Source organism: Streptococcus sp. oral taxon 431, assembly GCF_001553685.1.
Lineage (GTDB): Bacteria > Bacillota > Bacilli > Lactobacillales > Streptococcaceae > Streptococcus.
Genome location: NZ_CP014264.1, coordinates 1,859,026 through 1,872,927, shown reverse-complemented (window position 1 = coordinate 1,872,927; position 13,902 = coordinate 1,859,026). Strand labels below are relative to the sequence as shown.

The window sequence follows — 13,902 nt, the reverse complement described above, 5'->3', positions numbered from 1 at the left end:
TTTGTATGGGATTCTCAGGTAAGGGATTTAGAAAAGTGATTATGTTCATTTGATTTACTGAATGTATAAACTTCAACATTACTTCAAACAACACCTTAGTCTTAACAGGCAATCTAAAAGCAGTGCTTTGAGAAACCTGTGACTAGCTTTCTAGTTTGCTCTTTCGTTTTCGTTGAGTCAGAAGTTACTTTTAGTTTTTTCTAAGGAAAATGTAAGCTATGTTTTAGGAAGAGATTTTATACTGGGTTCATCAAAAAGAAACGAGGACTCTCACATGACAATGACGATTAAAGTAAATTATCAAAAAACCTTTCAAGAAGTAGTGGAAGCAGAAAAGGTTGCTACAAAATAGTAGTTATTAAGGGCAGTAGAGCCCTTTTTAAATACTTGCTTTATACTCTTCAAAAATCTCTTCAAACCACGTCAGCTTCGCCTTGCCGTATGTGTGGTTACTGACTTCGTCAGTTTTATCTACAACCTCAAAGCAGTGCTTTGAGCAACCTGCGGCTAGCTTTCTAGTTTGCTCTTTGATTTTCATTGAGTATTAGGCGAAATATGATAGATTTTTAGTAGATAGAATGGGCAGAATCACGCTATACCAATTTTTATTCTTGACAAGTAAAAGAAACAAGTATATACTGTTTTTGCTGATTCTGCAAAGCGAGAATTAGACTATACCAATTTAAGGGGAAAGCACAGCTTGTCTGTGTCGTATATACTATGTGTGGAATTGTTGGTGTTGTTGGAAACACAAATGCAACTGATATTTTGATTCAAGGGCTTGAAAAGCTCGAATACCGTGGTTATGATTCTGCGGGAATTTTTGTCCTAGGTGGTGCTGAAAACCATTTGGTGAAGGCTGTTGGTCGTATTGCAGAATTGTCTGCTAAAACTGCTGGCGTTGAGGGGACAACTGGTATTGGACATACTCGTTGGGCCACTCACGGTAAACCAACAGAAGACAATGCTCACCCACATCGCTCTGAGACAGGACGTTTTGTATTGGTCCACAATGGGGTGATTGAGAACTACCTTGAAATCAAGGAAGACTACCTTGCAGGTCACCACTTCAAGGGACAAACAGATACAGAAATCGCTGTACACTTGATTGGAAAATTTGTTGAAGAAGACGGCATGTCAGTACTTGAAGCCTTCAAAAAAGCTCTTCACATTATCCGTGGTTCTTATGCCTTTGCCTTGGTTGACTCACAAGATCCTGAAGTCATCTATGTAGCTAAGAATAAATCACCACTTTTGATTGGTCTTGGAGATGGTTACAACATGGTCTGCTCAGATGCTATGGCTATGATTCGTGAAACTAACCAATACATGGAGATCCATGACCAAGAGTTGGTGATTGTGACGGCAGATGGCGTTGAAGTGCAAGACTATGATGGCAACAGTCGTGAGCGTGCTAGCTACACTGCAGAGCTCGACTTGTCAGATATCGGTAAGGGAACTTACCCTTACTACATGCTTAAAGAAATCGATGAGCAACCAACAGTGATGCGTAAGTTGATCCAAGCCTATACAGATGAGGCTGGTCAAGTAGTGGTGGACCCTGCTATCATCAAGGCTGTTCAAGACTCAGACCGCATCTACATTCTAGCAGCTGGGACTTCTTACCACGCAGGATTTGCTTCTAAGAAAATGTTGGAAGAATTGACAGATACGCCAGTTGAACTTGGTATCTCATCTGAGTGGGGCTACGGTATGCCACTACTCAGCAAGAAACCACTCTTCATCTTTATCAGCCAATCTGGTGAAACAGCTGATAGCCGTCAGGTTTTGGTCAAGGCCAATGAAATGGGAATTCCAAGCTTGACAGTGACAAATGTGCCAGGATCAACTCTGTCACGTGAAGCCAACCATACTATGTTGCTTCACGCAGGTCCTGAAATTGCCGTTGCTTCAACCAAGGCATATACTGCGCAAATCGCAGCTCTTGCCTTCCTTGCGAAAGCGGTCGGTGAAGCAAATGGCAATGAAAAAGCCAAAGCTTTCGATTTGGTTCACGAATTGTCTATCGTGGCTCAGTCTATCGAATCAACTCTCTCAGAAAAAGAATTGATTGATAGCAAGGTTCGTGATCTTCTTGAAACAACACGTAACGCCTTTTATATCGGACGTGGTCAAGATTACTATGTAGCCATGGAAGCCAGTCTCAAACTCAAAGAGATTTCTTATATCCAATGTGAAGGTTTTGCGGCTGGAGAGCTCAAGCACGGAACTATTGCTTTGATTGAAGAAGGAACGCCTGTATTGGCCCTCTTGTCAGATCCGGTTCTTGCTAACCACACTCGCGGAAATATCCAAGAAGTGGCAGCACGTGGCGCTAAGGTCCTTACTATTGCAGAAGAAAATGTTGCTAAAGATACCGATGATATTGTCCTTACGACCGTACACCCTTACCTCTCACCAATCTCAATGGTCGTACCAACACAATTGGTCGCTTACTTTGCAACTCTACACCGTGGACTTGATGTGGACAAGCCACGTAACCTTGCCAAGTCAGTAACGGTAGAATAAACCCAAAGTTTAAATCATAAGAAAAAGTGAACTAAATAGTTTTCTGGAAATCAGAATGCTGTCTTGTTCATTTTTTTTGTATACTTAATGAAAATCTATGACTAAACTAGTTCTCTTGTGTAGATGTCTCCAAGCATCGCTTTGAGGTTCTAGATAAGAGTGACGAAATCAGTCTCATTACACCAATTTGATATTGTAGAGAAAACGGATCAAGACCTCAGTCAAGATAGTTCAAGTCAAGATTGAAGAGGATTGATTCATACTCTTCGAAAATCTCTTCAAACCGCGTCAACGTCGCCTTGCCGTAGGTATGGTTATTGACTTCGTCAGTTCTATCCACAACTTCAAAACAGTGCTTTGAGCTGACTTCGTCAGTTCTATCCACAACCTCAAAACAGTGTTTTGAGCTGACTTCGTCAGTTTCATCTACAACCTCAAAGCAGTGCTTTGAGCAACCTGCGGCTAGTTTCCTAGTTTGCTCTTTGATTTTCATTGAGTATCACTCCTTTTAAGGATTCATTAGAAATAAATCTAAAATCAAATGTTATCCCAGTTTCTATTAAAATTAAAATTCTTTTTGAAAGCTATGCTTGTGAAAGACTGGAAAGCTATAAAAAAACTCTAAGAGCTGGACGATAAGGATCCAACTCTTAGAGGAGTGAGTGTCGTATTTTACTTGCGATACAAACGATCGTATTGATAGTAAGGGTCAAAGGTTACATTGATTCCTAGTTTGCGAAGAACATTCTTATCTTCGTCTGTTAGGATAATCGTAGAGTGAGCTTCGCTTCCTTTGAGATTTCCGAGTTCTTTCATGGCACGATCTGCATCAGGATTTTGCATAGCTGTGATTGCAAGTGCGATAAGGATTTCATTTGAGTGGAGTCGGGGATTGCGACTACCTAAGTGATTGATTTTCAAACCTTGGATTGGTTTCACCACTTCTGGTTCGATTAATTTTGTTTCAGCATCGATGTTAGCTGATTTCTTGATTGCATTGATCAAAGCAGCGGCTGTTGGACCAAAGAGTTCTGAGTTCTTACCAGTAACGATTTCACCAGAAGGTAATTCAAGAGCTAGAGCAGGTCCGCCTGTTTCTTCTGCTTTTTGACGTGCGGCAACAGCAACCTTTCTATCAGCTGGTGTGATACCTAGGTCATTCATGAGAAGCTCAATCTTCTTCACAGCAGTTTCTCCAACCTTCTCAGCTTTGAAGTCAAGAACTGTCTGGTAATAGCGACGGATAATTTCCTGTTTAGATGCTTCAATGGCAGCGTCGTTATCAGTGATTGCAAAGCCAACCATGTTGACACCCATGTCAGTTGGAGATGCATAAGGAGACTCACCCAAGATACGTTCCAGCATACGCTTAAGAACAGGGAAAATTTCAATGTCGCGGTTGTAGTTGACTGTGGTTTCTCCATAAGTTTGGAGATGGAATGGGTCAATCATGTTGACATCATCTAGGTCTGCTGTAGCGGCTTCATAAGCTAAGTTGACTGGATGATGGAGAGGAAGGTTCCAAACTGGGAAAGTTTCAAATTTGGCATAACCAGACTTGATACCATTGATTTGGTCGTGGTACATGTTAGACATACAAGTTGCCAACTTACCTGAACCAGGACCAGGAGCAGTCACGACAATCAAGTTACGGCTAGTTTTGATATAGTCGTTTTTCCCCATACCTTCAGGAGAAATGATGTGATCCATATCTGTCGGATACCCTTTGATAGGGTAGTGAAGATAAGAGTCGATACCATTCTTCTCTAATTGATTACGGAAGGCATCTGCTGCCGGTTGTCCTGCATATTGAGTAATGACAACTGAACCAACAAAGATACCCAATTCATTGAATTTATCGATCAAACGAAGCACTTCTTGGTCATAAGAAATGCCCAAGTCTCCACGAGCTTTTGAGTGCTCGATATTGCTAGCGTTAATAGCGATAACAACCTCAACTTGCTCCTTCAACTCTTGCAAGAGCTTGATTTTATTGTCAGGTTCATATCCAGGAAGGACACGAGCAGCGTGGAAATCTTCTAACATTTTGCCACCAAACTCCAAGTAGAGTTTGCCGTCAAATTGGTTGATGCGCTCCAAGATATGGTCGCGTTGTAGATTCAAATATTGTTCAGAACTAAAAGCTTGTTTTTTCATTTTTTTACCTCTGAGCTCTATTATATAAAAAAAATGGAAGATTAGAAACTAGAGAGTCGCAAAAGTGAGAAAAAAAGATAAAGCAAACGCTTGCATAATTTTGATAAAAGGTCTATGATGGAGTAAAGTCAATTTTAAATAGAGGTAAAAAGATGCAAGAAAAATGGTGGCACAATGCAGTCGTCTATCAAGTATATCCAAAAAGTTTTAAGGATAGCAATGGAGATGGGATTGGTGATTTACCTGGGATTACCAGTAAGCTAGACTATCTAGCTAAGTTAGGGATCACAGCGATCTGGCTTTCTCCAGTCTATGATAGCCCCATGGATGACAATGGTTATGATATTGCCAATTATCAAGATATTGCAGCTATCTTTGGATCCATGGAAGATATGAATGTGCTGATTGCTGAGGCTAAAAAACGAGATATCCGAATCATTATGGATTTGGTGGTCAATCATACATCAGATGAGCATGCTTGGTTTATTGAAGCTTGTGAAAATCCTGATAGTCCTGAGCGAGACTACTATATCTGGCGGGATGAACCTAACGAATTGGAGTCAATTTTCAGTGGATCTGCCTGGCAATACGATGAAAAGTCTGGTCAATACTATCTCCATTTTTTCAGCAAGAAGCAACCGGACCTCAACTGGGAAAATGAAGAACTACGCCAAAAAATCTATGAAATGATGAATTTCTGGATTGATAAAGGGATCGGTGGATTTCGTATGGACGTTATTGACATGATTGGGAAAATTCCTGACGAGAAGGTGGTTAATAATGGTCCTATGCTCCATCCCTATCTCAAGGAAATGAATCAGGCAACTTTCGGCGACAAAGAGCTTTTGACAGTAGGGGAGACATGGGGAGCAACGCCCGAGATTGCTAAGCTCTACTCGGATCCAAAGGGGCAAGAATTGTCTATGGTCTTCCAGTTTGAGCATATCTGTCTTCAGTATCAGGAGGGTAAACCTAAGTGGCAGTACCAAAAAGAGCTAAATGTAGGGAAATTAAAAGAGATTTTCAACAGATGGCAAACGGAATTAGGAGTTGAAGATGGCTGGAATTCCCTCTTCTGGAACAATCATGACCTCCCTCGTATCGTCTCTATCTGGGGAAATGACCGAGAATACCGCGAAAAATCTGCTAAAGCGTATGCAATCTTGCTTCATCTCATGAGAGGGACTCCTTATATTTACCAAGGGGAGGAGATTGGGATGACCAATTTCCCGTTTGAAAAGCTAGATCAAGTAGAAGATATTGAATCTCTCAACTATGCGCGTGAAGCTCTTGAAAAAGGTGTTTCAATGGAAACAATCATGGATAGCATTCGTGTGATTGGACGTGACAATGCGCGTACTCCAATGCAGTGGGATGAGACAAAAAATGCCGGTTTCTCAGACGGACAACCTTGGTTGGCTGTTAATCCAAACTACGAAGCAATCAACGTTCAGGAAGCACTGGAAAACCCAGATTCTATTTTCTATACTTATCAAAAATTGGTAAACATTCGTAAGGAAAATAGCTGGTTGGTTCGTGCTGACTTTGAACTTCTTGATACGGCTGAAAAAATCTTTGCTTATATCCGTAAGGATGGAGACCGTCGTTTCCTAGTTGTGGCCAATTTGTCCAACCAGCAGCAAGAGTTTGCAGTAGAAGAGTCAGTTAAGTCTGTCTTGATTGAAAATACCTCAGTAGAAGCAACTTTAGCTACACAGACCTTGGCTCCATGGGATGCCTTCAGTGTCGAATTAGCCAAATAAACCTAGAAACTCAAGTGTCCAAAGATGCTTGAGTTTTTTCTAAAATAAGTGTAGAAATTTCTTTAATAAATATTAGGCTAAATTAGTTTGAATTTTCTAAAAAATACCCTTAAAACCCTTGCTTTTATATAAAAATAGGGTATAATGGTGAAAATAGTATTTTAAAGGAGAATACCGATGAAATCGAAAAAGTGGCTCGCAGTAGCAGGGATAACGATGAGCGCAGCTCTTCTTTTGGCGGCTTGTGGCAAGACTGAGAAAAAAGCAGATGCTCCAACAACATTTTCGTATGTTTATGCTATTGATCCAACAACATTGGACTATAGCGTTACTAGTAAAAGTTCAACATCAGATGTCATCGCCAACCTGGTCGACGGACTCTTGGAAAATGACAAATATGGAAACTTAATTCCATCGCTTGCTGAAGACTGGTCTGTTTCACAAGACGGTTTGACTTACACATACAAGCTACGTAAAGGTGTCAAATGGTATACTTCTGAAGGAGAAGAGTATGCTGAAGTCAAGGCCCAAGACTTTGTGACTGGTTTGAAACATGCTGCAGATGGTAAATCAGATGGCCTAACACTTATCCAAGACTCCATCAAAGGATTGGCAGAGTACGTTAGCGGTGAAACGAATGACTTCTCAACAGTCGGTGTCAAAGCAGTTGATGACTATACGGTTGAGTATACCTTGAACAAACCAGAAAGCTTCTGGAATTCTAAGGTAACAACAGCAACCATGCTCCCAGTTAATGAAGAATTCTTAAATTCTCAAGGGAAAGATTACGGTGCAGCAGCGCCTTCAGGTATTCTCTACAATGGTCCTTATATTTTGAAGAACTTCACTTCGAAATCCGTGATCGAGTACGAAAAGAACCCGAATTACTGGGACAAGGACAATGTTAAGATTGACCACGTCAAGCTTACTTTCTACGACGGCTCTGACCAAGAATCATTGATTCGTAGCTTTGCGTCAGGCTCATATACGACAGCTCGCCTCTTCCCAACTAGCTCAAGCTTTGATTCAACTAAGAAAGAATACGGCGATAAGATCGTTTATAGTCCACAAGAAGCCACTAGCTATTACTTTACTTTTAACGTAAATCGTCAGTCTTACAATAAAACAGCTAAGACAGATGATGCCCAAAAAACATCAACTAAAGAAGCGCTTCTCAATAAAAACTTCCGTCAAGCCATCAACTTCGCTCTTGACCGTCATGCTTACTCTGCACAGATGAATGGCGAAGAAGGTGCAGACAAGATTATCCGTACCAGCCTTGTGCCTTATGACTATGTTCAGGTTGGTGAAAAGACCTTCGGAGAATTGGCTCAAGAACAATTGGTAACATACGGAGACCAGTGGAAGGATGTAGCTTTGACAGATGGTAAAGATACCTTTTACAATCCAACAAAAGCAAAAGCCGCCTTTGAAAAAGCAAAATCAGAATTGCAAGCTAAAGGTGTAACCTTCCCAATCCATTTGGATATTCCAGTTGAACAGACAGATGTCATTGCTGTACAGCAGACCAACTCCCTCAAACAGTCTGTCGAAGCAGCACTTGGAAATGAAAATGTTGTCATCGATGTACTTCAAATGACTGACAATGAGAAAATGAGCATTACATCTCAAGCTAAAGTTCCTTCTCAAAAAGACTATGACTTGAACGGAACTGGTTGGGGGCCAGACTATCAAGACCCGGCAACCTATCTCAATATCCTAGATGCTAAGAAGGGTTCTGCCCTTAAACACTTGGGTATCACAAAAGGAAAAGATCCAGAAGTCATGGCTCAAGTTGGACTTGATGAGTACAAGAAACTCTTGGATGATGCAGCATCAGAAACGAGCGATCTCAACAAACGCTATGAAAAATATGCCAAAGCCCAAGCATGGGTTTCAGATAGCTCGCTCCTTATCCCTGTAGCATCTTCAGGTGGTTCTCCGACAGTTAGTCGTACAGTGCCATTTACAAAAGCATACTCTCAAGTTGGTATCAAGGGTGATCCATTTGTATTCAAAGGCTTAGAGTTGCAAAACGATATTGTAACCACTAAAGAATACGAAGAAGCTCTCAAGAAATGGCAAAAAGAGAAACTTGAAACAAATGCCAAATACCAAAAAGAACTAGCAAATCACGTTAAATAGTCTTTTGTAATGAATAAAGAAATCCTGTTTTAAAGCAGGATTTCTTTATTTTCTCCTTTTATTGACGAATGGACAAATAAGGATATAACTTTACTTTTAGGTCAAAATTTGATAATATAGTTGTATGTTACAAAACCTAACATATAAGGAGAAATGAAACATGAAACTTAAAAAACGTTTGATTGGAGCGGGGTTGACACTTGCTGCTGCGGTCTTGTTGACAGCGTGTGGGAAGTCAGCATCAGACGCTAAAACCTACTCGTCAACATTTGGTGCCGATCCAACAACCTTCAACTACCTTTTGGACTATTCAGGAGATAACACTGCTGTTGTAACCAACTTGGTAGATGGTTTGCTTGAAAATGACAATTATGGAAATCTCATTCCTGCTCTTGCAGAAGATTGGAGTGTTTCAAAGGATGGCTTGACTTACACTTATAAACTTCGTCAAGATGCTAAATGGTTCACGGCTGATGGGGAAGAATACGCCCCAATTAAAGCACAAGATTTCGTCACAGGTATCAAGTATGCAGCTGATAACAAGAGTCAAGCGCTTGATTTGATTCAAAACTCAATCAAGGGATTAGATGATTATGTGACAGGTGCAAATACTGACTTTTCAAATGTTGGAGTCAAAGCCTTGGATGACTATACTGTCCAATATACCTTGACACGACCAGAACCATTCTGGAACTCTAAGACTACCAATAGTATCTTGTTCCCAGTGAATGAAGAATTCTTGACTTCTAAAGGTAAAGAATTTGGAGAGTTGAAAGCAGATAGTATTCTTTATAGCGGTCCTTATTTGTTAAAAGAATTTACATCAAAATCATCACTCGAGTACAAGAAGAATCCTCATTACTATGACCAAGAAAAAGTAACGATTGAAAGAGTTAAATTGGCCTATGTTGATGGTTCTGACCAAGATATGACGATTCGTAACTTTGAAAGTGGTGCTTACTCATCTGCAGGAGTCTATCCAAATAGCTCAAACTTTGCAAAGACTAAGGAAAAATATAAGGACAACATCGTCTATAGCTTGCAGGACGCAACTTCTTGGTACTATAATTTTAACGTTAACCGCCAAGCATACAATCATACAGCTAAGACTAGCGATGAGCAAAAACAAGCGACCCAAGCTGCGATTTTAAATAAAAACTTCCGTCAAGCCATCAACTTTGCAATTGACCGTACAGCCTACTCGGCTCAGTCTAATGGAGAGGAAGCTGCAAAAAACACTCTTCGTAACACACTTGTGCCACCAACTTTCGTGCAAGTTGGAGATAAGACCTTTGGTGAGACAGTTTCATCTAAGTTGGTAAACTACGGTACACAGTGGTCAAACATGAATCTTGAAGACGCTCAAGACGGCTACTTCAATAAAGAAAAAGCACAAGCTCAGTTTGCAGAGGCTAAAAAAGAACTAGAAGCACAAGGTGTAACCTTCCCGATTCATTTGGACTTGCCTGTAGACCAAGTTAACAAAACCTTGCTTCCAAAGATTCATTCGCTTAAACAATCTGTCGAATCAACTCTTGGGGCAGAAAATGTAGTGATTGATGTAATTCAAATTTCAACAGAAGACTATGCCAATGCGACATTCCAAGCGCCAACCACAGCTGATCATGACTATGATTTGAACTTGGATGGTTGGTCTGCAGACTACCAAGATCCATCAACTTATCTTAATCCTTTCAACGCTGAGGATGGATTCTATCTCAAGATTTTAGGACTTGATCCAAGCAAGGATACGGATAAGATTACCAGTATTGGATTGGACCAGTATACTCAAAAATTGAAAGCAGCAGATGCAGAAAATACAGACGTAGCCAAACGCTATGAAAACTATGCAGATGCACAAGCCTGGTTGATTGATAGTTCGCTATTGCTCCCTGTAAATTCAAACGGTGGTGGGGCTTCAGTGACACGTGTTACACCATTTACACGAGCTTACTCATTAGTTGGTATCAAAGGAACTGGAAGCAACTACAAGTACATGAGATTGCAGACAGATGTCGTTACAAGTTCTCAATTTGCTGAAGCCAAGGCTAAATGGGAACAAGAACGTAAAAATTCTGTCGAAAAGAGTCAAAAAGACTTTGAAAGCCACGTGAAATAATTTTAAGAAGAGGAAACGAGGCAGAAATCTGTAGGCAAATGTCGGTGTCGTAGACTAAATGACGAACAAAGAATTATCAGCTGCCGCGACAAAACTTCATTAGCAATTGCCATAAAGGTCGGGATTTTTGCCCCGGCCTTTTTAACATAGAAACCTCTTTTAAGTAAAGTTTTAGCCATTTTATCATTGGGATTTACTATTCTTGTTTTTAAGGTAAATAAAAACGATTACCAAGTGTATGTTGATGGTATCCAGTACCACTTTGTGATATAATTAAAATAAAAAATACTTTGTAGAGGTGTAAGTTGAGTATACATTCAAAAGAAAGAAAAACGAGCAAGATTCAACAAAACATCAATATCATTTTGTTGTTTGCATATGTCGTGCTTGCTTGTTTTTTGCTGTTTTTAATATTCAGATATCATATTTTAGCGATTAGCTATGCCAATGTCCTTATAGCCATCGCTATGATCTTGATTGCGCTAATAGCCTTGTTTTTGATTTTAAAGAGAAAAGCCAAGGTATTCACCATGATTTTACTCGTGGTTCTGGTCATTGTGAACGCAGTTTCTTTGATTGGAGTTCATCAATTCGTTAGCCTAGCAAATCAATTAAATGCAACCTCTAACTATTCTAGTTACTCCATCAGTGTTGCAGTTTTGGCGGATAGCGAGATTGGAAATGTCTCAGAATTATCCAGTGTGGCAGCCCCAACCAAAACAGATGCAGAGAATATCAAAAAATTGCTCGATGATATTAAGACAAGTCAGAGTAAAGACTTAACGGTTGAAGATAGTTCTTCCTATCTTGCAGCTTATAAGAGTCTCTTAGCTGGAGAGACCAAGGCAATTGTTTTGAACAGTGTCTTTGAAAATCTGATCGAACAAGAGTATCCAGACCATGCCAAAAAGATCAAGAAGATTTATACCAAAGAACTAACCAAGAGCGTTGAGGCGCCTAAAGTTTCTCAAAACAAGGCTTTTAATATCTACATCAGTGGGATTGACACATACGGACCGATTAGCTCCGTATCTCGTTCGGATGTCAATATCATTATGACGGTCAATCAAGAGACCAAGAAAATTCTCCTGACAACAACGCCTAGGGATGCTTATGTGCCCATAGCTGATGGTGGCAATAACCAAAATGATAAATTGACCCATGCAGGTATTTATGGCGTGGATGCTTCCATTCATACCTTAGAAAATCTCTATGGAATTGATCTAAATTACTATGCACGACTCAACTTCACTTCCTTCTTGAAATTAATTGACCTCTTAGGTGGTGTCGATGTTTATAATGATCAAGACTTCACATCTCTTCATGGGAACTATCACTTCCCTGTTGGGAATGTTCATCTAAACTCTGAGCAGGCTCTAGGCTTTGTTCGTGAACGTTATTCCTTAACCAATGGCGATGGAGATCGTGGGCGTAATCAACAAAAAGTCATTGCAGCCATTATTCAAAAATTAACTTCAGCAGAAGCCTTGAAGAATTTTGATGGTATTATGCAAGGATTGCAAGATTCTGTACAAACCAATATGCCTCCTGAAACCATGGTGAGTTTAGTGAATGCCCAACTAGCAAGTGGAGGAAAATATACTGTCATCACTCGAGATCTAAAGGGAACTGGTCGTATGGATCTTCCTTCCTATGCCATGCCTGACAGCAACCTTTATATGCTAGAGGTCGATCCAAATAGCTTGGAGACACTCAAAACAGAAATCAAAGATATCATGGAAGGAAAATAAGATGATTGATATCCATTCACACATAGTTTTTGATGTAGACGATGGCCCAAAGGATAAGGCAGAGAGTATAGCACTTCTGAAGGAAGCCTATGCCCAAGGAGTCCGTACCATCGTTTCGACCTCCCATCGTCGGAAGGGGATGTTTGAAACACCAGAGGAGGACATTGCAAGAAATTTTAAAGTTGTCAAGGAGTTGGCTAAGGAGATTGGTCCCGACTTCACCATCTTGTATGGAGCGGAAATCTATTACAGCAGTGATGCTTTAAACAAATTAGAGAATCAACAGATTCCACAATTAAACGACACACGCTATGCCTTGATCGAATTCAGTATGAACACTCCTTATCGTGAAATCCATAGCGCATTGACCAATGTTTTGATGTTGGGAATAACCCCTGTTATTGCCCATATAGAACGTTATGATGCTTTGGAAAACAACGAAAAAAGGGTTAGAGACCTTATCAATATGGGATGTTATACACAGGTCAATAGTTCGAGCATCCTCAAACCAAAATTGTTTGGTGATACTTATAAATTTATGAAAAAGCGTGCTCGCTATTTCTTGGAGAGGGATTTGGTCCATATAGTTGCTAGTGATATGCATAATCTAGATAGTCGTCCACCTTATATGCGAGAGGCTTATGAGATAGTGAGCAAAAAATATGGCCAAGATAAGGCTCGGGAACTTTTCGTGAAAAATCCCGAAAAAGTCATTAAAGATCAAATAATATAGGAGTAAAAATGAAAGAACAAGATACTATTGAAATCAACGTTATTCAGTTGTTAAAGGCGCTATGGGCAAAGAAGCTACTAATCCTTCTTGTAGCTATCGTGACAGGAGCTGCTGCATTTGCATATAGTAGTTTTGTGGTCAAACCTGAGTATAGAAGTACAACGCGAATCTATGTGGTCAATCGAAATCAAAGTGACAAACCAGGTTTGACAAATCAGGATCTACAAGCAGGAACATACTTGGTTAAGGACTACCGTGAGATCATTCTTTCCCAAGATGTTCTTGAGAAGGTGGTTTCTGATCTAGGCTTGACCATCAATGCAAAAACATTGTCTAAGAAGGTTCAGGTAACGGTTCCTGCAGATACACGTATCGTATCTATTTCAGTTAGCGACCATAAACCAGATGAAGCAAGTCGTATTGCAAATGCACTTAGAGAAGTTGCAGCACAGAAAATCATCGCAGTTACTCGAGTTTCGGATGTAACGACTCTTGAAGAAGCTCGTCCAGCTACTGGACCATCATCACCAAATATCCGTCGCAATACCTTAATGGGAATCGGTGCTGGTGCAGGCTTGGTGATTGTCGTGGTTTTACTAGTTGAGCTACTAGATGACCGTGTTAAACGTCCAGAAGATATCGAAGATGTTATGAAAATTTCACTCCTTGGAGTCATTCCAGATATGGATAAATTAAAGTAAGGGA

10 protein-coding genes are annotated in these 13,902 nt (G+C 40.2%); 7 read left to right on the top strand and 3 right to left on the bottom strand.

Annotation, left to right across the window (positions count from 1 at the left end; translation table 11 throughout):
- Positions 1-379 precede the first annotated feature (379 nt).
- Positions 380-538 (bottom strand): hypothetical protein, encoded by a 159-nt coding sequence (locus AXE83_RS11445; protein WP_049528859.1) that lies wholly within the window; start codon positions 536-538, stop codon positions 380-382.
- Between the two features lie 182 nt (positions 539-720).
- On the opposite strand from AXE83_RS11445, the gene glmS reads away from it, so the two are divergent.
- Positions 721-2,529 carry a glutamine--fructose-6-phosphate transaminase (isomerizing) gene (gene glmS, locus AXE83_RS08795; RefSeq protein WP_060956168.1) on the top strand — a complete coding sequence of 603 codons (1,809 nt, stop codon included), beginning with the start codon at positions 721-723 and terminating at the stop codon, positions 2,527-2,529.
- Between the two features lie 217 nt (positions 2,530-2,746).
- Here glmS and AXE83_RS11440 read toward each other — a convergent pair whose 3' ends face one another.
- Together AXE83_RS11440 and AXE83_RS08785 are read right to left on the bottom strand one after the other, a co-directional pair.
- The gene (locus AXE83_RS11440; protein ID WP_060956167.1) at positions 2,747-3,022 is read right to left on the bottom strand and encodes a hypothetical protein; all 276 of its coding nucleotides are present in this window, start codon (positions 3,020-3,022) and stop codon (positions 2,747-2,749) included.
- Between the two features lie 179 nt (positions 3,023-3,201).
- Positions 3,202-4,686 carry a DUF1846 domain-containing protein gene (locus AXE83_RS08785; RefSeq protein ID WP_045762827.1) on the bottom strand — a complete coding sequence of 495 codons (1,485 nt, stop codon included), beginning with the start codon at positions 4,684-4,686 and terminating at the stop codon, positions 3,202-3,204.
- 152 nt (positions 4,687-4,838) lie between these two features.
- Here AXE83_RS08785 and AXE83_RS08780 point away from each other — a divergent pair, with 152 nt between their 5' ends.
- The 6 genes from AXE83_RS08780 to AXE83_RS08755 all read left to right on the top strand — a co-directional run bounded on the left by AXE83_RS08780 (position 4,839) and on the right by AXE83_RS08755 (position 13,898).
- Entirely contained in the window at positions 4,839-6,449 is a 1,611-nt protein-coding gene (locus tag AXE83_RS08780; RefSeq protein WP_060956166.1) for a glycoside hydrolase family 13 protein, read from the top strand.
- A gap of 177 nt (positions 6,450-6,626) precedes the next feature.
- On the top strand, positions 6,627-8,594 hold the full coding sequence (locus tag AXE83_RS08775) for a peptide ABC transporter substrate-binding protein (protein ID WP_060956165.1): 1,968 nt from the start codon (positions 6,627-6,629) through the stop codon (positions 8,592-8,594).
- Positions 8,595-8,754: 160 nt separating this feature from the next.
- Entirely contained in the window at positions 8,755-10,713 is a 1,959-nt protein-coding gene (locus tag AXE83_RS08770) for a peptide ABC transporter substrate-binding protein (protein WP_060956164.1), read from the top strand.
- Between the two features lie 305 nt (positions 10,714-11,018).
- Complete coding sequence (cpsA, locus tag AXE83_RS08765) at positions 11,019-12,464, top strand: LCP family glycopolymer transferase CpsA (RefSeq protein WP_060956163.1); 1,446 nt, start codon at positions 11,019-11,021, stop codon at positions 12,462-12,464.
- Between the two features lies 1 nt (position 12,465).
- Entirely contained in the window at positions 12,466-13,197 is a 732-nt protein-coding gene (gene cps4B, locus AXE83_RS08760; protein ID WP_060956162.1) for a capsular polysaccharide biosynthesis protein Cps4B, read from the top strand.
- An 8-nt stretch (positions 13,198-13,205) separates the two neighbouring features.
- On the top strand, positions 13,206-13,898 hold the full coding sequence (locus AXE83_RS08755) for a CspC family polysaccharide chain length determinant protein (RefSeq protein ID WP_060956161.1): 693 nt from the start codon (positions 13,206-13,208) through the stop codon (positions 13,896-13,898).
- Positions 13,899-13,902: the final 4 nt, after the last annotated feature.

What these genes read in the sequence shown, in the direction of transcription:
- AXE83_RS08780 (WP_060956166.1), top strand. Translation starts at nt 4,839, where the DNA reads ATGCAAGAAAAATGGTGGCACAATGCAGTCGTCTATCAAGTATATCCA.
- cps4B (WP_060956162.1), top strand. Translation starts at nt 12,466, where the DNA reads ATGATTGATATCCATTCACACATAGTTTTTGATGTAGACGATGGCCCA.
- AXE83_RS11445 (WP_049528859.1), bottom strand. Translation starts at nt 538, where the DNA reads ATGAAAATCAAAGAGCAAACTAGAAAGCTAGCCGCAGGTTGCTCAAAG.
- AXE83_RS11440 (WP_060956167.1), bottom strand. Translation starts at nt 3,022, where the DNA reads ATGAAAATCAAAGAGCAAACTAGGAAACTAGCCGCAGGTTGCTCAAAG.
- AXE83_RS08785 (WP_045762827.1), bottom strand. Translation starts at nt 4,686, where the DNA reads ATGAAAAAACAAGCTTTTAGTTCTGAACAATATTTGAATCTACAACGC.
- glmS (WP_060956168.1), top strand. Translation starts at nt 721, where the DNA reads ATGTGTGGAATTGTTGGTGTTGTTGGAAACACAAATGCAACTGATATT.
- AXE83_RS08755 (WP_060956161.1), top strand. Translation starts at nt 13,206, where the DNA reads ATGAAAGAACAAGATACTATTGAAATCAACGTTATTCAGTTGTTAAAG.
- AXE83_RS08770 (WP_060956164.1), top strand. Translation starts at nt 8,755, where the DNA reads ATGAAACTTAAAAAACGTTTGATTGGAGCGGGGTTGACACTTGCTGCT.
- AXE83_RS08775 (WP_060956165.1), top strand. Translation starts at nt 6,627, where the DNA reads ATGAAATCGAAAAAGTGGCTCGCAGTAGCAGGGATAACGATGAGCGCA.